General features: G+C 72.3%; 23 protein-coding genes. 9 read left to right on the plus strand and 14 right to left on the minus strand.

Annotation, left to right across the window (positions count from 1 at the left end):
- Positions 1–60 precede the first annotated feature (60 nt).
- The 10 genes from argF to A3Q37_RS10280 all read right to left on the minus strand — a co-directional run bounded on the left by argF (position 61) and on the right by A3Q37_RS10280 (position 11,171).
- Positions 61–1,065: an ornithine carbamoyltransferase gene (gene argF / locus A3Q37_RS10235; RefSeq protein ID WP_065481148.1), complete on the minus strand. Its 1,005-nt coding sequence runs from the start codon at positions 1,063–1,065 to the stop codon at positions 61–63.
- Positions 1,066–1,179: 114 nt separating this feature from the next.
- Entirely contained in the window at positions 1,180–2,415 is a 1,236-nt protein-coding gene (locus tag A3Q37_RS10240; RefSeq protein WP_065481150.1) for an arginine deiminase, read from the minus strand.
- 63 nt (positions 2,416–2,478) lie between these two features.
- Positions 2,479–5,082, minus strand: a complete 2,604-nt coding sequence (locus tag A3Q37_RS10245; protein ID WP_176711389.1) for a polynucleotide kinase-phosphatase — start codon at positions 5,080–5,082, stop codon at positions 2,479–2,481.
- Positions 5,079–6,569, minus strand: coding sequence for a 3' terminal RNA ribose 2'-O-methyltransferase Hen1 (locus tag A3Q37_RS10250; RefSeq protein ID WP_065481152.1), 1,491 nt, complete (start codon positions 6,567–6,569; stop codon positions 5,079–5,081). Before A3Q37_RS10250 ends, A3Q37_RS10245 begins: the two co-directional genes overlap by 4 nt.
- A gap of 56 nt (positions 6,570–6,625) precedes the next feature.
- A complete protein-coding gene (mmuM, locus tag A3Q37_RS10255; RefSeq protein ID WP_065481154.1) occupies positions 6,626–7,603 on the minus strand; it encodes a homocysteine S-methyltransferase in 978 nt (325 codons plus the stop codon).
- A 35-nt stretch (positions 7,604–7,638) separates the two neighbouring features.
- Entirely contained in the window at positions 7,639–8,562 is a 924-nt protein-coding gene (locus A3Q37_RS10260; RefSeq protein WP_058954122.1) for an LLM class F420-dependent oxidoreductase, read from the minus strand.
- Between the two features lie 87 nt (positions 8,563–8,649).
- Positions 8,650–9,165, minus strand: coding sequence for a DUF6099 family protein (locus A3Q37_RS10265; RefSeq protein WP_065481156.1), 516 nt, complete (start codon positions 9,163–9,165; stop codon positions 8,650–8,652).
- Between the two features lie 124 nt (positions 9,166–9,289).
- Positions 9,290–9,649, minus strand: a complete 360-nt coding sequence (locus A3Q37_RS10270; protein ID WP_065481158.1) for a nucleotide pyrophosphohydrolase — start codon at positions 9,647–9,649, stop codon at positions 9,290–9,292.
- A gap of 128 nt (positions 9,650–9,777) precedes the next feature.
- Positions 9,778–10,182: a cell division protein SepF gene (locus A3Q37_RS10275; protein ID WP_006128240.1), complete on the minus strand. Its 405-nt coding sequence runs from the start codon at positions 10,180–10,182 to the stop codon at positions 9,778–9,780.
- Positions 10,183–10,373: 191 nt separating this feature from the next.
- A complete protein-coding gene (locus A3Q37_RS10280; RefSeq protein WP_065481164.1) occupies positions 10,374–11,171 on the minus strand; it encodes a DeoR/GlpR family DNA-binding transcription regulator in 798 nt (265 codons plus the stop codon).
- Positions 11,172–11,400: 229 nt separating this feature from the next.
- On the opposite strand from A3Q37_RS10280, the gene A3Q37_RS10285 reads away from it, so the two are divergent.
- Complete coding sequence (locus A3Q37_RS10285) at positions 11,401–12,288, plus strand: SIS domain-containing protein (RefSeq protein WP_065481168.1); 888 nt, start codon at positions 11,401–11,403, stop codon at positions 12,286–12,288.
- Positions 12,289–12,314: 26 nt separating this feature from the next.
- Entirely contained in the window at positions 12,315–12,983 is a 669-nt protein-coding gene (locus A3Q37_RS10290; RefSeq protein WP_065481171.1) for a DedA family protein, read from the plus strand.
- 114 nt (positions 12,984–13,097) lie between these two features.
- On the opposite strand, the gene A3Q37_RS10295 is transcribed toward A3Q37_RS10290, so the two are convergent.
- The 4 genes from A3Q37_RS10295 to A3Q37_RS10310 all read right to left on the minus strand — a co-directional run bounded on the left by A3Q37_RS10295 (position 13,098) and on the right by A3Q37_RS10310 (position 16,954).
- Positions 13,098–13,655: a hypothetical protein gene (locus A3Q37_RS10295; protein ID WP_065481175.1), complete on the minus strand. Its 558-nt coding sequence runs from the start codon at positions 13,653–13,655 to the stop codon at positions 13,098–13,100.
- A gap of 100 nt (positions 13,656–13,755) precedes the next feature.
- Entirely contained in the window at positions 13,756–14,823 is a 1,068-nt protein-coding gene (locus A3Q37_RS10300) for an iron chelate uptake ABC transporter family permease subunit (protein WP_065481178.1), read from the minus strand.
- Positions 14,820–15,857 carry an iron ABC transporter permease gene (locus A3Q37_RS10305; RefSeq protein WP_065481185.1) on the minus strand — a complete coding sequence of 346 codons (1,038 nt, stop codon included), beginning with the start codon at positions 15,855–15,857 and terminating at the stop codon, positions 14,820–14,822. The genes A3Q37_RS10300 and A3Q37_RS10305 overlap by 4 nt, the downstream gene beginning before the upstream one ends.
- A 50-nt stretch (positions 15,858–15,907) precedes the next feature.
- A complete protein-coding gene (locus A3Q37_RS10310) occupies positions 15,908–16,954 on the minus strand; it encodes an iron-siderophore ABC transporter substrate-binding protein (RefSeq protein WP_065481187.1) in 1,047 nt (348 codons plus the stop codon).
- 312 nt (positions 16,955–17,266) lie between these two features.
- On the opposite strand from A3Q37_RS10310, the gene A3Q37_RS10315 reads away from it, so the two are divergent.
- From A3Q37_RS10315 to A3Q37_RS10345, 7 genes are all read left to right on the plus strand, one after another.
- Entirely contained in the window at positions 17,267–17,905 is a 639-nt protein-coding gene (locus A3Q37_RS10315; protein ID WP_141693553.1) for a response regulator transcription factor, read from the plus strand.
- A gap of 145 nt (positions 17,906–18,050) precedes the next feature.
- The gene (locus A3Q37_RS10320; RefSeq protein WP_065481191.1) at positions 18,051–19,697 is read left to right on the plus strand and encodes an ABC transporter substrate-binding protein; all 1,647 of its coding nucleotides are present in this window, start codon (positions 18,051–18,053) and stop codon (positions 19,695–19,697) included.
- Entirely contained in the window at positions 19,694–20,641 is a 948-nt protein-coding gene (locus A3Q37_RS10325; protein WP_065481193.1) for an ABC transporter permease, read from the plus strand. Before A3Q37_RS10320 ends, A3Q37_RS10325 begins: the two co-directional genes overlap by 4 nt.
- Complete coding sequence (locus A3Q37_RS10330) at positions 20,638–21,513, plus strand: ABC transporter permease (protein ID WP_065481195.1); 876 nt, start codon at positions 20,638–20,640, stop codon at positions 21,511–21,513. The genes A3Q37_RS10325 and A3Q37_RS10330 overlap by 4 nt, the downstream gene beginning before the upstream one ends.
- Positions 21,510–23,342 (plus strand): ABC transporter ATP-binding protein, encoded by a 1,833-nt coding sequence (locus tag A3Q37_RS10335; RefSeq protein ID WP_079137728.1) that lies wholly within the window; start codon positions 21,510–21,512, stop codon positions 23,340–23,342. The genes A3Q37_RS10330 and A3Q37_RS10335 overlap by 4 nt, the downstream gene beginning before the upstream one ends.
- A 49-nt stretch (positions 23,343–23,391) precedes the next feature.
- Positions 23,392–24,039 carry a nitroreductase family protein gene (locus tag A3Q37_RS10340; protein ID WP_065481197.1) on the plus strand — a complete coding sequence of 216 codons (648 nt, stop codon included), beginning with the start codon at positions 23,392–23,394 and terminating at the stop codon, positions 24,037–24,039.
- 104 nt (positions 24,040–24,143) lie between these two features.
- The gene (locus tag A3Q37_RS10345) at positions 24,144–24,443 is read left to right on the plus strand and encodes a helix-turn-helix transcriptional regulator (protein ID WP_065481199.1); all 300 of its coding nucleotides are present in this window, start codon (positions 24,144–24,146) and stop codon (positions 24,441–24,443) included.

The raw sequence follows: 24,443 nt of genomic DNA on the forward strand, positions 1-24,443 counted from the left end.
GGGTGTATGAGCATGCGAACCCCTGCCCGGTATCCGTACCGGGCACCCTTGCCGGCGAGGCTACTTTCCGGCGAGGGTCGCCACCAGCACGGCCTTGATCGTGTGCATCCGGTTCTCCGCCTGGTCGAAGACGACGGAGTGCGGCGACTCGAAGACCTCGTCGCTGACCTCCAGCTCGGTCAGTCCGTACCGGGCGTGGATGTCCCGGCCGACCTGGGTGCCGAGGTCGTGGAAGGCCGGCAGGCAGTGCAGGAACTTCACGTCCGGGTTGCCGGTGGCCCGCAGGACGTCCATCGTCACGGCGTAGGGCCCGAGGGCGGCGATGCGCTCGGCCCAGACCTCCTTGGGCTCTCCCATGGAGACCCAGACGTCGGTGGCGACGAAGTCGGCGCCCGCGACGCCCTGGGCCACGTCGCCGGTGAGGGTGATCTTCGCGCCGCTGACCTCGGCGAGCTTCCGGGCCCGCGCCACGACCGCCTCGGCCGGCCAGTACGCCTCGGGGGCGACGATCCGGACGTCCAGGCCGAGCAGGGCGCCGGTGATCAGGTAGGAGTTGCCCATGTTGAAGCGGGCGTCGCCGAGGTAGGCGAAGGCCGTCCCCGCGAGGGTGCCCTCGCGGCACTCGGTCATGGTGAGGACGTCGGCGAGCATCTGGGTGGGGTGCCAGTCGTCGGTGAGCCCGTTGAAGACCGGCACGCCGCCGTGTGCGGCCAGCTCCTCGACGGCCTGCTGGCTGTCGCCCCGGTACTCGATCCCGTCGAACATCCGGCCCAGCACCCGGGCGGTGTCCTTCACGGACTCCTTGTGGCCCATCTGGGAGCCCGCGGGGTCGAGGTAGGTGGTGAAGGCGCCCTGGTCGGCGGCGGCGACCTCGAACGCGCAGCGCGTCCGGGTCGAGGTCTTCTCGAAGATCAGCGCGATGTTCTTCCCGCGCAGCCGCTGGACCTCGGCCCCGGCCTTCTTGGCCGCCTTGAGCTCGGCGGCCAGCGCGACCAAGCCGAGAAACTCCTCGGAGGTGAAGTCCAGCTCCTTGAGGAAGTGGCGGCCGGTGAGGTCTATGGCCATGATGACTGCTCCTGGGTCGGGCGGGGATCGGCGCGCTGCGCGCGACAGGACTGGAAGTCTATACGACACCTCGCATCTCTATACAGGGGCATGGGTTCGCGTTCCGTCGGCCGCTCACGCCACGGGATCCCGCTCCACCGGGCAGCTCATACAGCGCGGCCCGCCGCGACCCCGGCCCAGCTCGCTGCCCCGGATCTCGATCACCTCGATGCCCTGCTTGCGCAGATAGGTGTTGGTCGTGGCGTTGCGCTCGTACGCGACGACGACGCCGGGCTCGACCGCGAGCACGTTGCAGCCGTCGTCCCACTGCTCGCGCTCGGCGGCGTGCACGTCCTGGGTGGCGGTGAGGACCCGGATGGAATCGAGGCCGAGGGCGGCGGCGATCGCGCGGTGCATGTGCTCGGGCGGATGGTCGGTGACCTTCAGCTCGCGGGGGCCGCTGCCGGGCTCGATGGTGTACGACCGGAGCATGCCGAGCCCGGCGTACTGAGTGAACGTGTCGCCGTCGACCATCGTCATCACCGTGTCCAGGTGCATGAACGCACGGGCCTTGGGCATGTCCAGCGCCACGATCGTGCGCGCGGAACCGGCGTCGAAGAGCCCGCGGGCCAGCATCTCGACCGCCTGCGGGGTGGTGCGCTCGCTCATGCCGATCAGGACCGCGCCCTGCCCGATGACCAGGACGTCGCCGCCCTCGATGGTGGAGGGGTAGTCGTCCTGCCCCTCCGACCAGTGGTGGAAGGCGCCCGCCTCCGGGCCGGTGAAGAGCGGGTGGTGGCGGTAGATGGCCTCGAAGTGGACGGTCTCGCGCTGCCGGGCGGGCCAGCGCATGGCGTTGATGGACACCCCGTCGTAGATCCACGCCGAGGTGTCCCGGGTGAAGAGGTGGTTGGGCAGCGGTCCGAGCAGGAAGTCGTCCAGGTCCATCACATGGAAGCGGACGGAGGTCGGCTCGCTGTACCGCTCCAGGAACTCCCGCTTGGTCATGCCCCCGACCAGCGCCTCCGCCAGCTCCGCCGCCGACAGCTGCTCGAAGGCGGCCCGCAGATGCTCGGTCGCGAGCGGGCCGTACTCCTTCTCGTCGAAGACCCGGTCGAGCACGAGCCGTCGCGCGACCGGGATGTCGAGGGACTCGCGGAGCAGATCGCCGAAGAGGTGCACGGCGACGCCCCGGTCGCGCAGGACGTCGGCGAACCCGTCGTGCTCCTCCCGGGCGCGGCGCACCCACAGGACGTCGTCGAACAGGAGCGCGTCCTTGTTCCTGGGGGTGAGCCGCTTCAGCTCCAGATCGGGGCGGTGCAGTATGACGCGGCGCAGCCGCCCGGCTTCGGAGTCGACATGGAATCCCATGCCTTCATCCTCACCGCGCGGAGCACCGTTCACCCGGCGAATCGGCTATCCGTTGGACCGGTCTCAGAGCCGGGGGTCCACCGGCTCCGACTCCAGGGCCAGGACGGCGAACACCGCCTCGTGGATCCGCCACAGCGGTTCGCCCTCCGCCAGCCGGTCCAGCGCCTCCAGACCCAGTGCGTACTCCCGCAGCGCGAGCGAGCGCTTGTGGCCGAGGAACCGGGAGCGCAGCCGCTCCAGATTCTCCGGGCGGGTGTACTCGGGGCCGTAGATGATGCGGAGATACTCCCGGCCGCGCACCTTGATGCCGGGCTGGACGAGGCGGCCCTTGGCGTCCCGGACGAGGGCGCCGAGCGGCTTGACGACCATGCCCTCGCCGCCGCGCCCGGTCATCTCCAGCCACCAGTCCACACCGGCGCGGACCGATCCCTCGTCGCCGGTGTCGACGACGAGCCGGCGGGTGACCTGGAGCAGCCCGGTCGGGTCGTGCTCGACGAGCCGGTCGAGCCAGGCGAGCTGCTCGTCGTGCGGGACGGCGGCCAGGGAGCGGCCCTGGACGGCGAGGATCTGGAAAGGGGCCAGGCGCACCCCCTCCAGGCCCTCGGTGGGCCAGCAGTAGCGCCGGTACGCCTCGGTGAACGCGGCGGCGTCCTGCGCGCGGGCCCGCTGCTGTCCGGCGAGGCCCGCCACCTCGACGCCCCGGGCGGCCGCCTGCTCCAGGGCGGCGACGGCTGACGGGAGGACCGCGCCGGACGCGGCGCCGACGGCGGCGTACTGCGAGCGCAGCAGCCCGCCCGCCTTCAGCGACCACGGCATCAGCTCGGCGTCCAGGAGCACCCAGTCGGTGTCCCACTCCGCCCAGAGCCCGGCGGCGGTGACGGCGCTGCGGAGCCGGGCCAGGACCTCTTCGGTCATCGCCGGGTCGTCCAGGAAGGGGCGGCCGGTGCGGGTGTACAGCGCGCCGGTGGGGCCCGCCGTGCCGAACCGCGCGGTCGCCGCCTCCGCGTCCTTGCAGACCAGGGCGACGGCCCGGGAGCCCATGTGCTTCTCCTCGCACACGACCCGCTCGACGCCGTCGGACGCGTACTGCGCGAACGCCTCGGCCGGGTGCTCCAGGAAGCCGTCCTCGCGGGAGGTGGCGGTGGGGGCCATCGTGGGCGGCAGGTAGGCGAGGAGCTGCGGGTCGACGGCGAACCGGCTCATGACTTCGAGCGCGGCGGCGGCGTTCTCCTCGCGCACGGCGACGCGTCCCATGTGCCGGGTCTCGACGATCCGGCGGCCCTGGACGTCGGCGATGTCCAGCGGCCGGCCCTCCCGGCCACCGGGCGCCTCGGTCACCAGCGGCTTGACCGGCTCGTACCAGACCTTCTCGGCGGGTACGTCGACGAGTTCGCGCTCCGGCCAGCGCAGCGCGGTCATCTTCCCGCCGAAGACGGCGCCGGTGTCCAGGCAGATGGTGTTGTTGATCCAGGAGGTGGTGGGGACGGGGGTGTGGCCGTAGACCACGGTGGCCCGGCCCCGGTACTCCTCGGCCCACGGGTAGCGCACGGGCAGGCCGAACTCGTCGGTCTCCCCGGTCGTGTCCCCGTACAGCGCGTGCGAGCGGACCCGGCCGGAGGTACGGCCGTGGTACTTCTCGGGCAGCCCGGCGTGACAGACCACCAGCTTGCCGTCGTCCAGAACGTAGTGGCTGACGAGGGAGTCGATGAACTCCCGCACCTGGCCCCGGAACTCGGGGTGCTCGGCGTCCTCGCGCTCCAGCTGCTCGACGGTCTCGGCGAGCCCGTGGGTGAGCTGGACCTTGCGGCCCGCGAGATAGCGGCCGAGCTTGTTCTCGTGGTTGCCGGGGACGCAGAGGGCGTTGCCCGACGCCACCATGGACATGACGCGGCGCAGCACTCCGGGGCTGTCGGGGCCCCGGTCGACGAGGTCGCCGACGAAGACGGCCGTACGCCCTTCGGGGTGGGCACCGTCCACGTAACCCAGCTTGCCGAGCAGGGTCTCCAGCTCGGAGCGGCAGCCGTGGATGTCACCGATGATGTCGAACGGTCCTGTGAGGTGGCGCAGGTCGTTGTAGCGGCGCTCCAGGACCACTTCGGCGCGCTCGGCCTCCTCCTCGGTGCGCAGGATGTGTACCTTGCGGAAGCCCTCGCGCTCCAGGCCGCGCAGCGAGCGCCGCAGCTCGCGGCGGTGCCGCTGGATGACGTGGCGGGGCATGGAGGCACGGTCGGGGCGGGCCGCGTTGCGGGCGGCGCAGACCTCCTCGGGCAGGTCGAGGACGATGGCGATGGGCAGGACGTCGTACTTCCTGGCCAGCTGGACGAGCTGCTTGCGGCTCTCGGACTGGACGCTGGTGGCGTCGATGACGGTGAGCCGCCCGGCCTCCAGGCGCTTGCCCGCGATGTAGTGCAGCACGTCGAAGGCGTCGCGGCTGGCGCTCTGGTCGTTCTCGTCGTCGGCGACCAGGCCCCGGCAGACGTCCGAGGAGACGATCTCGGTCGGCTTGAAGTGCTTGCGGGCGAAGGTGGACTTGCCCGATCCGCTGGCGCCGATGAGGACGACGAGGGAGAGGTCGGTCACCGGCAGGGTGCGCACGGGGCTCGCCGCGGCGGCGGTCCGGCCAGGCTCGGCGGTCTCCGCGCCGGTGGTGCTGTGGTCGCTGTTCATGCGGCTTCCGCCTCCTTCTTCTTCTCGGTCTGCTTCTCGGTCCGCTCGGTGGTGCGGGTGAACACGGCCATCTGGGTCGGCGGCCCCACCTCGGGGTCGTCCGGCCCGACCGGCACGTACCGGACGGTGTAGCCGTGCCGTTCGGCGACCTGCCCGGCCCAGTTCCGGAATTCGGCCCGGGTCCACTCGAAGCGGTGGTCCCCGTGCCGGGCGTGCCCGGCGGGCAGGGTCTCCCAGCGGACGTTGTACTCGACGTTCGGCGTGGTCACGAGCACCGTCCCGGGTCGTGCGGCGCCGAACACCGCGTACTCCAGGGCGGGCAGCCGGGGCAGGTCCAGGTGCTCGATCACCTCGCTGAGCACGGCGGCGTCATACCCCGTCAGCCGCTTGTCGGTGTAGGTCAGCGAGCCCTGCCGCAGCGTGACCCGGTCGGCCTGGCGCTCCCCCATCCGGTCCAGCTTCAGCCGCCGCGAGGCGATGGTGAGGGCACGCATCGAGACGTCGACGCCCACGATCTCGGTGAAGCGCACATCCTTGAGGAGCGCCTGCACCAACTGGCCCTGGCCACAGCCCAGGTCGAGCACCCTGCTCGCCCCGGCGGCGCGCAGCGCGTCCAGGATCGCGGTCCGCCGATGCTCGGCGAGCGGAACCGGCTTCTCCTCGGTGTCGGTGCTCTCGTCCACCGCATTGTCGACGCTGTCCACGTCGAGGTCGTCCGACTCGGCGAGCCGGACCAGCTCCAGGGCCTGGTCCGCCTGGCGGGTGAGCCCCCAGCGGTGGGACAGATAGCGCCGGGTGATCAGCGGCCGCTCGGGGTGGTCGGCCAGCCAGCCCTCCCCGGCCCGCAGCAGCTTGTCCACCTCGTCGGGCGCGACCCAGTAGTGCTTGGCGTCGTCGAGCACCGGCAGCAGGACATAGAGCTGCCGCAGCGCGTCGGCGAGCCGCAACTCGCCCTCCAGCACCAGCCGTACGTAGCGCGAGTCGCCCCAGGCGGGGAACTCCTCGTCCAGCGGTACGGCCGTGGCCTCGACCCGCTCCCAGCCGAGCGGCGCGAACAGCTTGTGCACCAGCTCGACACCGCCCCGGGCGGGCAGGGCGGGCACCTCGATCCGCAGCGGCATGGGGCTCGTCGCCCGCTCGGGCATGGCCCGGCAGACCCCGCCGAGCGCGGACTTGAACACGGCGGCGAGGGCCACCGACAGCAGCGAGGACGCCGCGTAGGGGCGGTCGTTGACATACTGCGCGAGCGCCGCGTCGGGCGCGCCTCCCCGGCCCTTGCCCTTGCCGCGCCGCACCAGCGCCACCGGATCCACCTCCAGCAGGAGTGCGGCCGTGCAGCGCTCGGCGGACGCCTCGGGATAGAAGACGTGCGCGGAGCCGTGCGAGGTGGAGAACGCCTGCGCCTTGTCGGGATGCTTGTGCAGCAGAAAGCCCAGATCAGTGGCGGGACGCTCTTGGGTGCCGGTCGTACCGATGGTCAGGAACACCTGTCCGAGTATGATCCTCACCCCCTGTCCCCACCAGGCATTTTCTCCCCGCTTGCCTACATCTCCGCTCCCTCCGGGTTCTCCGGGTTCTCCGGCTCCCCCAGCTCCCCCGGCTCCTCCAGTCGCCCGGCCAGCTCAGCTATGAGGTCCGGGCCCACCCGGCAGCAGCCCCCGACGAGCCGGGCCCCGGCCCGCGTCCAGGCCCGCACCCTGTCCGGGTCGAAGGTGGAGCGCCCGGTCCACCCCCGTGCCCCGGCGTCCCAGCCCTCGCCGCTGTTCGGGTAGACCACGGCGGGCCTGCCCGTGACCGCCACCGCCAGCTCGACCGCCGCCTGCGCCTCGTCCGGGTCGCAGCAGTTGACCCCGACCGCGAGGACGGACTTCCGCCCGGCCGCCACCGCGAACGCCTCCTCCAACGGCTGCCCGGCCCGGGTCCGGCCACCCGCCACGCTGTACGAGAGCCAGTACGGCAGCCCGGTCTCCTCGGCCACCCGGACCAGGGCCTCCGCCTCGTCCAGGTCCGGCACCGTCTCCAGCGCCAGGACGTCCGGCCGGGCCGCCGCGAGTGCCGCCACCCGGGGGCGGTGGAAACGCTCCAGCTCCCGGACGCTCAGCCCGTAACGCCCCCGGTACTCACTGCCGTCCGCGAGCATCGCCCCGTACGGTCCGACGGACGCGGCGACCCAGGTCTCCCGCCCGGGGCCGACCCGGCGCGCCGCGTCGGCGGCGCCCCGGGCCAGCTCCACGCTGCGGGCGAGCAGGGTCTCGGTCCCGGCCCGGTCGAGCCCGTACCGCCCGAACCCTTCGAACGTGGCCTGATAGCTGGCCGTGATCAACACCCGCGCCCCGGCCCGGAGATAGGCGAGGTGAGCGGCCCCGATCTGTTCCGGCGCGTCGGCCAGCAGCCGGGCCGACCACAGCGCGTCGGACAGGTCACAGCCCTGTGCCTCCAGCTGGTTGGAGAGCCCGCCGTCCAGCAGGACGGGCCCGGCGTCCAGCGCGTCGGCGAGCGTACTGCCTGCGCTCTCGGCCACCTCTGCCTCCTCAGGTCGGATCACATTCGGTCAGGTCAGGTCAGCTGGGACTGGATCTGAGAGGAGATCAGTTCCAGGTGGTCCAGGTCGTCCAGGTCGAGAATCTGGAGGTAGATCCTCGACGAGCCGATCGCCCCGTAGCGGCCGATCTTGTCGACCACCTCGGCGGGCGACCCCGCCAGGCCGTTCGCCTTCAGCTCCTCCACATCCCGGCCGATGGCCGCCGCGCGCCGGGCGACCTCGGCGTCGTCCTTGCCCGTGCAGACGATCAGCGCGTTGGAGTACACGAGGTCGTCCGGTGAGCGCCCGTGCGCCTGCGCGGCGGCCCGGACCCGGCCGAACTGCTTCTCGCTGTCCTCCAGCGAGGCGAACGGGATGTTGAACTCGTCGGCGTACTGCGCGGCGAGGCGCGGGGTGCGTGTCGCCCCGTGACCGCCGATCAGGACGGGCACCTTGGCCTGGGCGGGCTTGGGCAGCGCGGGCGAGTCGGTGAGCTGGTAGTAGGTCCCGTCGTAGCTGAAGGTCTTGCCGACCTCCGTCGCCCACAGCCCGGTGACGATCGCGAGCTGCTCCTCCAGGCGGCCGAACTTCTCCTTCGGGAACGGGATGCCGTAGGCCTTGTGCTCCTCCTCGAACCAGCCCGCGCCCAGGCCCAGTTCGATCCGGCCGCCGGACATCTGATCGACCTGGGCCACCTGGATGGCCAGCACTCCCGGAAGCCGGAACGTGCCCGCGGTCATCAGCGTGCCGAGGCGGATCCGCCGGGTCTCGCGCGCCAGTCCGGCCAGGGTGATCCAGGCGTCCGTCGGTCCGGGCAGACCGTCGCCGGAGCCCATCCGGAGATAGTGGTCGGAGCGGTAGAAGGCGTCGAAGCCGAGGTCCTCCGTGGCCTTGGCGACGGTGAGCAAGGTGTCGTAGTCGGCCCCCTGCTGGGGCTCGGTGAAGATGCGAAGATCCATGCCTCCATCCTGCCTCCCCCAAGGCCGTCCCCGCCCGCGCCTCCCTCATCGAAACCCGCGCCGCCCCTCAGAAGCCGCGCTTCCCCCTCAAGGCCCCGCCGCCGACGGTGCGGGGCCGCGTATGCCGTACGGGCCGTCGCGCTCCCTCGCCCGCTCCGGCTCCCGCTCCCTCTCCGCCAGGCGTCTGAGCATCCCGTGCACACGGTCCAGCGATTCGTCCGCCGCGTCCATGGCCTCGATGCACTGCCAGTACAGCCCGTCCTCCCCCGTGTCGCAGGCCACCCCGACCAGCGCGATCCCGGCCTCGCCGAGCAGCAGCGCCAGCCCGGCCAGCGTCGGCCGGATCTCTCCGATGCCCGACAACTGGGCGGCCCTGGCACCGCCGGAGATCACCGTCGGATGGTCCAGCGCCGAGCATCCGGCGCCGATCTCCCCCAGCGCCCGCGCCTCGCTCCGTAATTCCATCGGCCCGCACTGCGCCAGCCGACTGCCGATCGCCCGGGCGAGCGCCTGCGCCTGCCAGGCCTCCGCCATGACGTCCAGCGCGCCCCGGCTGCCCGCCAGAGCCCGTCGGCCCGCCTCGATGAGTCGCTCCGCTTCCATCTGTCTCCCCCGTCCGTACGAAAACCCGCTCACCTCATTCATTACCCACAGTGAGGTAGACAGCACCGTAAGGCCAGAGGAAATCGGAAATCTGTGGACACGAAGTCGAATGTGGATAACTTGATCACTCCGAAGAGTGACGATCGGGGGGTTCTGCGGCGCTCGGCAGCGGGAAGCGTTTCTCGTTCCGCTCCAACTTGGCCACCAGCGCAGCCGTCGGGTCGATGCCCAACACCTCGCAGAACTGAAGGAGATAGGCGAGCACATCCGCCACCTCGTCGGTGACCCGGTGGGCGGATTCGGGGTCCTCCATGACCCCGGCAGACTGTTCGGGCGTCAGCCACTGGAAGATCTCCAGCAGTTCGGAGGCCTCGACGCTGAGCGCGGCCGCCAGGTTCTTCGGGGTGTGGTACTGCCCCCAGTCCCGGGCCGCCGCGAACGCGGCCAGCCGGCGCTGGAGTTCTGCCACATCGATGTCCGTCACAGCCCCAGGTCTATCACCGGCCACCGACAGCGCCCGCCGCACGTCCGAGGCGCGGCCGGGGGCGGCGGCCCGAACCGACCGCCGCCGCCCCCGGAACGCCGCCCCGGCCGCCGTTCGTCCGCCGCTTCCTACGACTGGGCGAGGCCCGCGGGCGTGACCCCCTCGACCTCCATGCCGACCGGTGCGAGCAGGAAGACATTGCGGTCGACGCGGTGCATGCCGCTGCCGAGACCGAAGACCACGCCGCTGCTGAAGTCGAGAATCCGCTTCGCCACGTCCGTCTCCGCCGCCGTCAGGTCGAGCAGCACCGGAACCTGGGCGACGAGGTACTCGGCGACCTCCCGGGCGTCCGCGAAGACCTGCACCCGCAGGACGACCAGGCGGCGCTGTTCGGCGGCGCGCTCATCGGGGACGGTGCGGTGGTCGATCCGGGACGGCCACTCGTCACGGCCGCGCAGGGGTACGACCTGCGCGAGCCCCTCCCACTGTTCGTCGGTGGCGTCGTATCTGTCATACCTGTCGTACCTGCTCACAGGTCCACCCCGTCGTCGAGCCGGTCGGATGGGCACCGGCTGCACTCACTGTTCATCGGGCAATCCTCTCGCCCCTCACCCGTTCGGCGTACCAGCGACACGGCGAAGTCCGCCTCCGTGTCGCATCCGATACCCGGCGGACATCGGTTCATGACGACCGGCCCCGGCGGACCGTGCCGGTCCACACCCCGTCAGACCGTGATGACCTGCACCCCCGCCTCGCCGAACCGGTCCCTCGCCTCCGCCCCGATACGGGAGTCGGTGACCAGGACGTCGACGAGGCCCAGGTCGCAGACGCGCGCGAAGGCCCGTTTGCCGATCTTCGAGGAGTCGGCCGCCACCACCACCCGCTGGGCCCGTTCCGCGAGCAGCCGGTTGACGCTGGCCTCGCCCTCGTGGTGGACGTACGCGCCGCGTTCGATGTCGATGGCGTTCACCCCGAGGACCGCGACGTCCAGCGTGATCTCGTTCATCACTCCGACGGCGAGCGGGCCCGTCAGCTCGTACGACTGGGGCCGCGCGACGCCGCCCGTCACGACCATCTTGATCTGCGGGCGGATCGCCAGCTCGCTCGCGATGTTGAGGGCGTTGGTCACCACGGTCAGCGTCGGCTGGCCGCCCGCCACCGCCGTCTCGCCCACGATGTCCGGGCGTACGGCCAGCGCCCTGGCCACCTCGGTCACGGTCGTCCCGCCGGTCAGACCGACCACCTCGCCGACCGCCACCAGACCGGACACCGCGCGGCCGATGGCCTGCTTCTCCGGAGCGTGCCGGCCGGTCTTGTAGCGGAGCGCCAGTTCGTAGGAGACGCCGTGCGCGACCGCGCCGCCCCTGGTGCGGGTGAGCAGGTGCTGTTCGGCCAGCTGGTCCAGGTCGCGGCGGATGGTGGCGGCCGAGACGTCGAGCGCCGTCGCCGCCTCCTCGACGTCCACCCTGCCGTGCTTGCCGACCAGTTCCAGCAGCGCGTCCCACCGGGCGTCCCTGGACAAGAGCGTCTCCTCACCGTCCGGCGCGGGCACCGCGTTTCGCGGGAACGCGGTCGCCGGGGGCCGGACCGCCGCAAGCGTCGCACAGGGCCCGCCGGGAGCCCTCCACCCACCTGCACCTTGCTTGTTTTTGCTCGATAACTGCATGTAACGTGCAGAATTCTACACGCGGGGTGTTCGGCCCCGCTCAGCCCCCATCCCGTGGTCCACCTCGTTCCCGTGGAGTGCAGACGTGTCGTATGCCGAGACCGAGACAGCCAGTCAGCCCGCCTGCTGGCGGCGCGCCGCCGCTCTGGCCGGCGGCCCCGAGGCCGCCGCCCTGCCCGTCGCGGGCGAGCGTGTCGCGGTCGTCGGCTGCGGCACCTCCTTCTACATGGCGCAGGCCTACGCCGGGCTCCGCGAGGGCTCGGGACAGGGCGAGTCGGACGCCTTCGCCGCCTCCGAGTTCCCCTCCGGGCGCGGCTACGACCGGGTCGTGGCGCTGACCCGTTCGGGCACCACGACGGAGGTGCTGGAGCTGCTGAACCGGCTGCGCGGCACCACCCGCACGGTGGCCGTCACGGCGGATCCGCGGACCCCGGTCAAGACGGCGGCCGACGCTCTCGTCGTCCTGGACTTCGCCGACGAACGGTCCGTCGTCCAGACCCGCTTCGCCACGACCGCCCTCACCCTCCTGCGGGCCCACCTCGGGCTGCACTCCGACACGGTCGTCACGGACGCGGAGGCCGCGCTCGCCGAGCCGCTCCCCGACGAGCTGCTGCGGAGCACCCAGTTCTCGTTCCTCGGCCGGGGGTGGACGGTCGGTCTGGCCCACGAGGCGGCGCTGAAGATGAAGGAGGCGTCGCTGTCCTGGACGGAGTCGTACCCCGCGATGGAGTACCGCCACGGCCCCATCAGCATCTCCACCACGGGCACCACGACCTGGATGTTCGGCGAGGCCCCCGAGGGCCTGGCGGAGCAGGTGCGCGCCACGGGCGCCCGGTGGGTGAACGGCTCCCTCGACCCCCTGGCCGATCTCGTACGCGTACAGCGCCTCGCCCTCGCCCGGGCGGCGGCCCGGGGGCTCGACCCCGATCTGCCGCGCCACCTGAGCCGCTCGGTGGTTCTCGACGGGGCCTGAGGCGGGGGCTGCGCGACCATGGAGGCATGCACCTGACCCTGTCCGCGGCGGCCCACCGGCTGTCGGCGGCCCCGGAGCCGCAGGGGGGTATCGCCGGCTGGGCCGCCGGTCTGGTCGAGACGTTCGGCGGGCCCGGCGCGGGTGCGGCCATCGCGCTGGAGAACGTGTTTCCGCCGCTGCCGAGCGAGGTCATCCTGCCGCTGACCGGGTTCGCCGCCTCGCAGGGCGTGCTCAGCATCGCCTCGGCGCTGTTCTGGACGACGCTCGGCTCGGTCGTGGGCGCGATCGTCCTGTACGGCGTCGGCGCCGTGTTCGGCCGGGAGCGGATGCACGCCTGGTGGGCGAAGCTGCCCCTGGTCAAGGCCGCCGACCTGGTACGGACGGAGGCGTGGTTCGCCCGGCACGGCACCAAGGCGGTCCTGCTGGGCCGGATGGTGCCGGTGTTCCGCAGCCTGATCTCGGTGCCCGCGGGTGTGGAGCGCATGCCGCTGCCGGTGTTCGTCACGCTGACGGCGACGGGCAGCCTGGTGTGGAACACCGTGCTCGTGATGGCCGGATACTGGCTCGGCGACCAGTGGGACGTCGTCGGGGCGTACGTCGGTGTCGTGTCCAAGGTCGTCCTGGGCCTGGCGGTCGCCGCCCTGGCCGTCTACGTCACGATGCGGGTCCGGGGGCGCGGACGCGGGAAGCCCTGACTCCGCGGGGCGGCGCGGGCAGCACGGCCGGACGCACCGCCCGGCCCGCCCGGTCGACGGGACACCCCCTCGGGGGGTGTCCCGCGCACGACCGTTCGGGGCCCGACGGGGGCGTCACTCCTCGAAGTAGGCGTCCAGGACCTTGTCCAGCTCGGCCGGCCAGCCCTTGAGCTCGCTGCGGCCGGCCGCCTCGACCTCGGCGTTGAACCAGCGGGGGCCCGGCAGGTGGACGGTCACCGTGAACCTGCGGCCGAAGCGGGCCGGGGTGGTCTCCACCGCGGCGATCTCGTCCCAGCCGAACTCGGCCTCCTGGTCGTCCAGCCGGAACCGGACGCCTTCCCGGGCCACCCGGATCGAACCGCGCCGGTCGCTGACCTCGAAGACGGGGCCCTCTTCGGCGTCGGCCTCGGCATCGGTCTGCGCCTCGGTCTCGCCGTCGACCGCCGCCGCTTCGTCCACCGCTTCCGGTTCCCGGTCGGCCTCGCCCTCCGCGACCGCCGGTCCGGCCTCGTCGTCGCGGACCTCCGCCGCCTCCGCACCGGCCTCCCGTTCCGCTTCCGGTTCCGGCCCGCGGGTTCCGGCGGGCGCCGCCAGTCCGGGCAGGGGGATGAACGCCGGGTCGGTGCCTGCGGCGAACTCGGGCTTCTTGTTCGAATCTATGCTCTGCTCCACGGCGGGCAGTATGGTCGACGAACCTGTACGTGACCAGTCGCCACCCCTCCGGCCGGCCGAGGTACGCCGGAAAAGACGGGGCGGCCGGGGCGCCCGGTCCTCAGAGCACGCCCTTGCGCCATTCCCGTACCAGCAGATAGCCCAGGTACGCGCCGCCGATCGCCATGGTGTAGATCCCCACCGGCAGGTCGTCGAAGAGCGGCAGTTGCTGGGAGCAGAGGTCCGCGAGGACCAGTAGCAGACCGCCGGTCAGGGCGGAGAGCAGCAGGTGCGGGCCGGAGCCCCGGGTGAGGCGCCGGGCGATCTGAGGGGCGGTCAGGGCGATGAAGGCGATGGGGCCCGAGACGCTGACGGCGGCGGCCGAAAGGGCGATGGCCAGGAGCACGGCGAGGGTCTTGGCCTTCTTCGGCTCGGAGCCGAGCCCTTCGGCGATGTCGTCGCCCATCTCGCCGATGTCGAGCCGCCGGGAGATGAGAGCGGCCAGCGGGACGGCGGCGAGCAGGACCAGCCAGACCGTGGTGGCGTCGGTCCAGGAGCGGGCGGTCAGGCTGCCGTTGACGTACGCGGTGAGGACGGAGGCCTTGTCGCGTTCCAGGGCGTAGACGACGTACTGGGTGACGGCCGCGCCCATCGCGGCGACCCCGATGCCCGCGATGACGAGCCGGGCGGGGTTGCGGAAGCCGGTGCCGGTGGAGACGTACACGAGGGCCATCGCGAGGAGGGCGCCGATGAGCGCGCCGACGGGGACCGGGACCGTGTCGGGGAACATCAGCGCGCAGAACGCGGCGCCCGCTCCGGCCCCGGCGGAGAGCCCGATGACGTCCGGGCTGCCGAGCGGGTTGCGGGTGACGGACTGGAACAGCGCGCCGGACAGGCCGAGCGCCGCGCCGACGCCGATGGCGACGGTGAGGCGGGGGCCGCGCAGCCGGTTGAAGACGAACCGGTCCTTGCCCTCGGCGTCCCCGACGAGCGCGGCGGGCAGGTCGGCGAGGTCGATGCCGAGGCGTCCCCAGGCCAGCGTCGCGACGGCGGCCGCGAGGAGGAGCACGAAGAGCCCGGCGCCCGCGAACACCGAGGCCCGGCGCATGGGTATCGCCACGGCGCTGCCGACGGTCAGATAGCCCCGGGGCGCCTTGCGGACGGGCGCGGTGCGTTCGGTGACGGTCATGAGGTGCCCCGCATCCTGCGTACGGCGATGAGCAGCGCGGGTGCGCCGATGAAGGCGGTGACGACGCCGACCATGAGTTCGGTGGGTCGCATGACGACCCGGCCCACCACGTCCGCGAGAAGCAGGAGCGTGGGGCCCATCAGGGCGGAGAAGAGGATCTGGGCGCGGAAGTCGACGCCGGCCAGGGCCCGTACGACGTGCGGGACGGCGAGGCCGACGAAGGCGATCGGGCCGACGGCGGCGGTCGCGGCGGCGCTGAGCAGGGTGGCGGCGATCAGTCCGCCGGCCCGCGTGCGCCCCGGGTGCGAGCCGAGGGCGACGGCGGTCGCGTCGCCGAGGGCCAGGGCGTTGAGCCCGGGGCCGAGGGCGAGGGCGAGGACGAAACCGACGGCGGCGAACGGCAGGACGGACCAGAAGACGTCGTAGTCCCGGCCGCCGAGCGCTCCGACGACCCAGTAGCGGTAGCTGTCGAAAACCTGCGGTTTGCTGAGGGTCACCGCCTGGATGAACGCCATCAGAACGGCGGTGAGCACCGCACCGGCGAGGACCAGGCGCACCACGCTCGTTCCCGTACCGGCGGAGCCGATGACATGGACGAGGACGCCCGCGATCAGCGCTCCGGGCAGCGCCCACCACATGGTGTCGGTGGCGCCGGAGGCCCCGAGCCAGGCGGTCGCGGCGACGATGCTCGCGGAGGCGCCGGCGTTGATGCCGAGGAGGCCCGGTTCGGCCAGCGGGTTGCGCGAGACGCCCTGCATGAGGGTGCCCGCGACCGCGAGGCAGACCCCGGCGAGGACGCCGAGGAGGGTGCGGGGGTAGCGGCTCTCGATGATGGTGGTGACGTTGCGGTCGGCGGTGCCTCCCAGGACGTCGAGGACATCGCCGAACGAGGTGGAGCGGCTGCCGAACATGACGCTGGCACAGAGCGCGAGCGCCAGCGCGGCCAGGCCGAGGAGCAGGAGGAACGCCGACCGAGCGGCGCGGGTACGCGAGGTACCCGCACCGCTCGGCGGTGCGACCGTGGTGGTTGCCATGGGAGTGAAGTGTGTCCGATGACCTCGGCGGTCCGGATACCCGGCCGGGGTTACTTGCCGGCCGTCTTGACGGCCTCGTCGATGAGCGGCAGGTAGCGCTCGATCGTCCACGGCACGGTCAGCGGGTTGATGATCGAGGAGGCGGTGACGAAGGAGTTGTCGTTGCTCGCGACGACGGCGCCCTTCTTGATCGCGGGGATCTCGCCGTACAGCTTCTGGCCCTCGATCTCCTTGCGGTTCTTCGCGTCCGTGTAGAACGTGAAGATCACGTCGCTGTCCTTGAGCTTCTCGGCGTTCTCCAGGCCGATGAGGGCCGAGTCGGTGCCGGGGGTCTCCTTGAAGGAGTTGACGACCGGGTCGACCTTCAGGCCGAGCGAGGAGACCATCTTGACGCGCTGCTCCTCGGGCTTGAAGACGCCGAGGGTGCCGGGGCCGGAGTTGTAGATGTACGAGAAGGTGACGTCCTTGTAGTTCGGCCGGGTGGCCGCGGCGTCGGCGAGCTGCTTCTCGATCTTCGTCTTGAGGCCGTTCGTGTCCTCGGTGCGGCCGAGCGCCTTGCCGATGATGTCGATCTGCTGGTCCCAGTCGGTGCTCCACGCCTGGTCGGGGTAGGCGACCGTGGGGGCGATGTCCTTGAGGACGTCGTACTGCTTCTGCGTGATGCCCGACCAGGGGGCGAGGATGACGTCCGGCTCCAGCTCGGTGATCGCCTCGAAGTCGATCTCCTCGCCGCCCGTGAACTGCTTCGGGAGCTCGTCGCCGGACTTCTTGACCGCTTCGTTGATCCACGGCAGGTAGCCGGACTTGTCGCTGCCCCACGGGTAGCTCTCGATGCCGACCGGGGTCTGGCCGAGGGCTATCGCGGTCTCGGCGGAGCCCTGGCCGAGGGTGACGATGCGTTCGGGCTTCTCCTCGATCTTCGCCGTGCCGAGCGAGCTCTTGATCGAGACGGGGAAGGCGCCGCCGCTCTTCGCCGAGTCCTTCGCCCCGTCCTTCGTGTCGCCGTCCGAGGAGCAGCCGACCAGGGCGACGGCGAGAGCGACGGTGGTGGCCGTGGCGGCGAGAGTGTGGCGGCGCACGCGGGTGAAGCCGAGCATGGAGGGTCCTCAGGTTTGGCCGAGCAATGAAGGTTAGGCAAGCCTAAGCCAGAGGTGTCGGTGGCTCAAACACACCCCTCCCTCACCACCGGTCACAGGCAAGGCCGCGGCCCTAGCAGAAGCCGCCGCCAAGCGCAGGGGGAACCGGGGAGGCGACACAATCGCGCAACATTTAATCTGTACATAGATGATTGACTCACAGACGAAAATTTCGTACCGTCGAGCCTCATGTTGCACTTCGAGGCATCGCCACGGGGGCGAAGTGCGATCCGTGTACTGGCCCCCGGCACAACGTCGTTGCTCACCGCCGGCATGACGGCACTACTCCAGGAGGAGCCCGGTTTCGAGATGCTCGTGGTCCGTCGGGCGGCGGCGGGCCGGGCCCCTCGTCCGGTCCTTCCCGACGTGGTTCTGATCGAGGACGTCCCCACCGTCCCGGTCGCCGAAGCCGTCGGCAGGGCCCTCGGCCCGTACGGCGAGACGCGCGCCACCCGTGCGCTGATCGTCATGGAATCCGCCTGCGACGACCGCGTTTTCGGCTATCTCCGCCTGGGCGTCCGCTCGTTCGTCTCGGTCGACGCCGCCCCGGACGTCCTGCTCTCCGCGCTCCGGGCCACCGCCCGCGGCGAGGCCTTCCTCACCCATGACGTGGCCCGGCGCGTCATAGAAACCGCCCTGCTCCACGGACCCGACGACGTGTCCACGGAGTCCCCGCTCGCCCCGCCCTCACCCCTGCCACCCCGGACCGCACCGCTGACCGCCCGGGAACGGGAGATCCACCTCCTGCTCACGGAAGGCCGCTCCAACGCGGAGATCGCCGAGATCTGCGGCCTGAGCAGCAAGACCGTGAAGTTCCACGTCTCGAACATCCTGCGCAAACTCGGCATGCGCAACCGCATCCAGGCCGTCGTCCACGCCGCGCGTTCGCGCGGCCGGGAAACGGCCGCCTGACCTCCTCGCACCTCCTCGCACACCTGTTACGGGACCGGCTCCGACACCGGTCCCGCGACGGGCCGTGCCCCCGGGCCCCGTAACAGCAGCTCCGGGAGCCCCGCTCCGCCCACCCGCGCTTCGCACCACACGTATGGAGAGGCACATGCCCAGACGACCCGCCGCGACCACCGCCGCCACCGCCACCGCCCTGCTGGTTTCCCTGACCGCCTGTGGAGGCGGCGGCGAGCAGGGCGAGGGGAAGAGCGGCGAGCCGGTGCGCGGGGGCACGTTCACCTACGCGGCCGCCGTGGGCACCTCGTGCCTCGACCCGCACACCAGCCCCGGCGACATCACCGCCGTGGTCCAGCGCAACGTCTTCGACTCGCTGGTCCAGCTGGACGGTGACGGCAAGCTCCACCCCTGGCTCGCGAAGTCCTGGACCGTGTCGAAGGACGCCCGCACCTACACCTTCGAACTCCGCGACGACGTGACCTTCCACGACGGGACCCCCTTCGACGCCGCCGCCGTCAAGGCCAACCTGGAGCACATCAAGGCCCCCGCCACCAAGTCGCTCTACGCCTCCGCGCTGCTCGGCCCGTACAGCGGCAGCAAGGTGCTCGGCAAGCACCGCGTCGAGATCGCCTTCTCCGAGCCCAACATCCCCTTCCTCCAGGCCGCCAGCACCCCCTACCTCGGCATCGCCTCGCCCGCCTCGCTGACGAAGTTCAAGGACCAGCTGTGCGCGGGCGGGAAGTACTCGGTGGGCACCGGCCCGTTCCGCTCGGTGCGGTACGTCAAGAACGACCGGGCCGAGTTCGCCCGCAACGACGACTACGCCTGGTCCCCGGCGGGCGCGAAGCACCAGGGCCCGCCGCTCCTGGACAAGCTCGTCGTCCGCTTCCTGCCGGAGGACTCCGTCCGCTCCGGGGCCCTGACCAGCGGCCAGGTCGACGCGGCGGCCCTGCCGGTCACCTCCGCCAGGACCGTCCAGCGCGACAGCTCGCTGCGCCTGACCAAGCGCCAGGCGCCCGGAGCCTCGTACTCCCTCTACCTCAACACCGACCGGGGGCCGCTGCGCGACGAGCGAGTACGCCGGGCCTTCCAGCAGTCCGTCGACGTCGGCGCCCTCATCAAGAGCATCTACCAGGGCGAGTACGAGCGCGCCTGGAGCCCGCTCGGCCCCACCACCCCCGCCGCCTACGACGACTCCATCGAGGGGGCGATCAGCCACGACCCGGCCGCCGCCGCGAAGCTCCTGGACGAGGCCGGCTGGGCGAAGAAGGACGCCAAGGGCTACCGCGTCAAGGACGGCGAACGCCTCTCCCTGCACTGGCCGTTCATCGGCGCCCTCGTCCGCGACCAGCGCGATGTGCTCGGCGAGGCGGTGCAGGCCGAGCTGAAGAAGAACGGCATCGACCTGGTCCGCGACCCGGTGGAAACCGGCGCCTACTTCGAGCGGTACGGCAAGGGCGACTACGACGTCTGGGACAACGCCTGGGTCCGCGCCGACCCGGCGATCCTGGCCGGTTTCTATCTCTCCACCAACCTGCCGTCGGCAGGCGGCCAGAACGTCTCGCGCACCCGGGACAAGCAGGTCGACGCCTGGCTGCGGGCCGGTGCGGCCGAGTCCCGGCCCGCCGAGCGGGAGAAGTCGTACGCCAAGGTGGAGCGCTGGGCCGTCGACCACGCCACCGTGCTCCCGCTGTACGTTCCCGTGACCACGATCGGCGTCTCCCGCAAGGCCGACGGACTGACCTTCGACGCCAACGCCTGGCCGCAGTTCGCCGGGGTCTGGAAGACCACGAGGTGAACCGGCGCCTCCCACCGGCGGCCCGCTGGCTGCTGCACCGGGCCGTCGGGGCCGCGCTGGTGCTGTGGGGCGCGGCGAGCCTGGCCTTCCTGGTGCTCCACCTCGTCCCCGGCGACCCGGTGACGACGCTGCTGGGGGCATCGGCGACCGACTCGGCGGCGCTCCGTGAGGAGATCCTGCGCGAGTACCGCCTGGACGCCCCCCTGGCCGTGCAGTACGCCGCGTTCCTCGGGCGGCTGGCCACCGGCGACCTGGGCAGCTCCTATCAACAGCAGCAGCCCGTCTCGCTGATCATCGGCGAACAGCTGGGAGACACCGCCCAGTTGTCGCTGAGCGCGCTGGTCCTGCTGGTGGCGGGGGCGCTGGTCACGGCCGCCGCCACCGCGGGGCGCCGGCGCCGGGTGCGGGGGGCGGTGTCGGGGGCCGAGCTGGTCGCCGTCTCCACCCCCGCGTTCTGGCTCGGGATCGTCCTGCTGACCGTGTTCTCGTTCCGGCTGAACCTCTTCCCGGTGGCCGGTGCGGGCGACTGGCGGTCCCTCGTACTGCCCGTCGTGACGCTGGCGGTGCCCTTCGGGTCGCTGCTCGCGCAAGTGCTCCGGGAGGGCATGGAGGCCGCCCTGCACCAGCCGTTCGCGCTCACCGCCCGCTCCCGGGGGCTGAGCGGCACCACCCTGCGGCTGCGGCACGCCCTGCGGCACGCCGCCGTGCCCGCAGTGACGCTCAGCGGATGGCTGGCGGGCGGGCTGCTGGGCGGAACGGTGCTGGTGGAGACCGTGTTCGCCCGGCCGGGGCTCGGCCGGGTGGCGCTGGACGCCATCTCCAACCGGGACATCCCCGTGGTCGTGGGGCTCGTCCTGCTGTCCGCCGCCGTCTACCTCGTCGTCAACGCCCTCGCGGATCTGCTGTGCCTGTGGGCCGATCCGCGGCTCAGGAGCCCCGTATGACCTCACCTCCCACCGAAGCGGCCGTCGCCCGGCCCTCCTTCGGACCGCTGCGCGAACGGCTGGCGACCTTACGGCCCGGCCTGCTGCTGTCCGGGGCCGTCCTGGTCGTCGCGGCGCTCGCCTGCGTCGCCCCCGGGCTGCTGGCCTCGGCATCCCCGACGGACGCCGACCCGGTCGCCGCGCTGCTGCCGCCCGGCGGCGAGCACTGGTTCGGTACGGACCAGCTCGGCCGCGATGTGTACGCCCGGGTCGTCCACGGGGCCCGCCAATCGCTGCTGCTCGGCGTCGGCGCCACCTCGCTCGGGGTGCTGGTGGGCCTGCTGATCGGGCTGCCGGCGGCGCTGCTCGGCCGGTTCGCGGACCAGGTGGCGATGCGGTCCATGGACGTGATGCTGGCGCTGCCCGAACTACTGCTGGCCCTGCTGGTGATCGCCGTCGTGGGGCCGAGCTCGGTCAACGCGGCGCTCGCCATCGCGGTCTCGTCCGTGCCGGGGTACGCCCGCCTCGTGCGGGGGCAGGCCCAGGTGGTGCGCCGGGCGGAGTACATCCGCTCGGCGATCGGGCTCGGGCTGCGCCGCCGGACCGTGGTGCTGCGCCATGTCGTGCCCAACACGGTCGGGCCGCTGGTCGTGCCCGCGACGCTCGGGGTCGGCACGGCGATCATCGCCGGTTCGGCGCTCAGCTTCCTCGGCCTCGGCCCGAAGGCCCCCACCCCGGAGTGGGGGTCGATGCTCGCCCAGGGCCGGGACGCGCTCCAGAGCGCCTGGTGGATCGCGGTGTTCCCGGGGGCGGCGATCACCCTGTCGGTGGTGGCGGTCACCGTCGTCGGACGGCAGTTGCACATCGGACTCGAAGGCAGGCCCGGCAGATGACCGTATCCACGACGAAATCCGCGCCGGACGCGCCGGACCCGGCGGGCGTGCCCGACACGGCGGGCGCGGAGGAGGCGCCGGACGCGGCTGACCCGGCGGGCTCGGAGGACGCGCCCGATACGGCGGGCGTGCCCGATGCACCGGACCCGGCTGACGCGGCGGACACCCCGCACCAGGCAGACGCGCCGGACGGGGCCCATGCGGTGAGCGGCCCGGATCCGGCCGCCGCCGCCCTCGCCGTGCGCTCGCTCTCCGTCTCCTTCGGTCACGGCCGCCACCGGCGCACCGTCGTCCACGACGTCTCGCTCACCCTCGCCCCCGGCGAATGCCTGGCCCTCGTCGGCGAGTCGGGCTCCGGCAAGAGCGTCACCGCCCGGTCCCTCATCGGCCTCGCCGGGCCCGACGCGGCGGTCCGCGCCGAGGGCCTGTGGGTGGACGGGCGGGACACCACCGGCTTCCGGGAGCGCGACTGGCGGACCGTGCGCGGCCGCGTCGTCGGGCTCGTCTCGCAGGACGCGCTCGGGGCCCTCGACCCGTTGCGCCGGATCGGCGCGGAGGTCGCCGAACCGCTCCTCGTCCACGCCCTGGCCACCCGCGCCGAGGTCCCGGGCCGGGTGAACGCCCTGCTCGCGGAGGCCAGGGTGCCGGAGCCCGAGGTGCGGGCGCGGCAGTATCCGCACCAGCTCTCGGGCGGGCTGCGGCAGCGGGCGCTGATCGCCTCGGCGACGGCGGGCGGCCCCCGGGTCATCGTCGCGGACGAGCCGACGACCGCCCTGGACGTCACGGTCCAGGCCCGGGTGCTGGAACTCCTGCGGGAGCTCAAGGAGTCGGGCACCGCGCTGCTGCTGATCAGCCACGATCTGGCGGTGGTGGCGCAGCTCGCGGACCGGATCGCGGTGATGACGGACGGGCGGGTGGTGGAATCGGGTCCGGCGGCCGACGTCCTGGGCGCGCCCGTCCACCCGTACACCCGGACGCTGATCGCCTCGGTGCCCGGCCGCACGCCTCCGGGGCCCGCGCCCAAGCCCCCGGCGGGCAAGGACGGCGGACAACCGCTGTTGTCGGGGACGGGCCTGGTAAAGCGGTACGGCTCCCCCGGCGGCGGCACCCGTACGGCCGTCTCCCGCGTCGACTTCGCGGTGGCCCCCGGCGAGACGCTGGGCGTGGTGGGCGAGTCCGGGTCGGGCAAGAGCACCCTGGCCGCGCTGGCGATGGGGCTGCTCACGCCCGACGAGGGCGAGGTGCTGCTCGACGGCGGGCCGTGGAGCGCGCTGGACGAGCGGCGCAGACGGCCGCTGCGCCGGGGGATCCAGCTGGTCCACCAGGACCCGCTGGGCTCGTTCGACCCGCGGTTCACCGTACGGCGCATCCTGGACGAGGCCCTGTCGGTGGCCGGGCCCGCGCGGGCGGCGCACCGGCGGGAGCGGGCCGTCGAGCTGCTGGACCAGGTCGGTCTGGACCCGGGGCTGCTGGAGCGCCGGCCCGCCCGGCTCTCGGGGGGCCAGCGGCAGCGGGTGGCCATCGCCCGCGCCCTGGCGACCGGGCCCCGGCTGCTGGTCTGCGACGAGCCGGTCTCGGCCCTCGACGTGACCGTACAGGCGCAGGTCCTTCAGCTGCTGGCCCGGCTGCGGGAGGCGTACGGGCTGGCCATGCTGTTCATCTCGCACGATCTGGCGGTGGTGCAGCAGGTCAGCGACCGGGTGCTGGTGATGCGCGACGGTGTGGTCGTCGAGCAGGGGCCGGTCGCCGAGGTGCTGGGCTCACCGGCCCACCCGTACACCCGGACGCTGCTCGCCTCGGTGCCGCGCCTGCCGGACCACGCTTCCTGAATTCCTCTGTACGCATCTGACGCCCCCCTCTCCCCACGGACGGAGCTCCATGCCCCCGCTCGACCTCACCGCCGACGACGTGCTGACCACCACCCGGGCGGTACGCAAACGGCTCGATCTGAACCGGCCGGTGGAACGCGAACTGATCGAGGAGTGCCTCGAACTCGCCACCCAGGCCCCCACCGGCCGCAACCGGCAGCGCTGGGACTTCGTCCTGGTCACCGATCCGGAGAAGCGCGCCGCGCTGGCGGACCTGTACCGGCTGGGGCTCGCCCGGCCGCGTCAGCAGGTCGTCCGGGACGGGGTGAACCGGGGCGACCTGGTGCGCGGGCAGCGGATCGCGGACAGCGCGCAGTACCTCTACGACCATCTGCACGAGGTGCCGGTGCTGCTCGTCCCGTGCATCCGGGTCCAGGGCCGGCACGAGAACGGTTCGCACGTCGGGCAGGCCAACACCTGGGGGTCGATCCTCCCGGCCGTCTGGCAGTTCATGCTGGCCGCCCGCTCCCGGGGGCTCGGCACCGCCTGGACCACCCCACACCTGCATTACGAGAAGGAGGCCGCCGAGCTGCTCGGCATCCCGTACGAGACGGTGCTCCAGACCGCGCTGATCCCGCTCGCGCACACCATCGGCACGGACTTCCGGCCGGGCCCCCGGGTCGAGGCCAAGGAGATCGCGCACTGGGACGCCTGGTAGCCGCCGGGTCGCCCGTCCATGGGCAACCGCGCCGTGTCCGTGCGCGGTTGCCCATGGTTCGATGATGTGCGAACCTACGAAGACCAGCGAGAGGAGGGGGTTTCGTGCGCACCCTCAGCCACCCGGCCCGGTCCGACATCGAGCTCACCGCGGTCTTCCACGCGTTGAGCGATCCCACGCGGCTCTCCATCGTCCGCGGCCTGGTCGGCGTCGAGGAGCAGTCCTGCGGGGCCCTGGACATCCCGCTCTCCAAGTCGACGCTCTCGCACCACCTGAAGGTGCTGCGCGACGCGGGCGTGACCCACACCCGTATCGAGGGCACCCACCGCTACATGTCGCTGCGCCGGGAGGACCTCGACGCGCGGTTCCCCGGGCTGCTCGACGTGGCGCTCAAGGCCGCCTGA

Origin of the sequence: Streptomyces sp. PTY087I2, from assembly GCF_001687325.1 — a bacterium.
GTDB lineage: Bacteria > Actinomycetota > Actinomycetes > Streptomycetales > Streptomycetaceae > Streptomyces.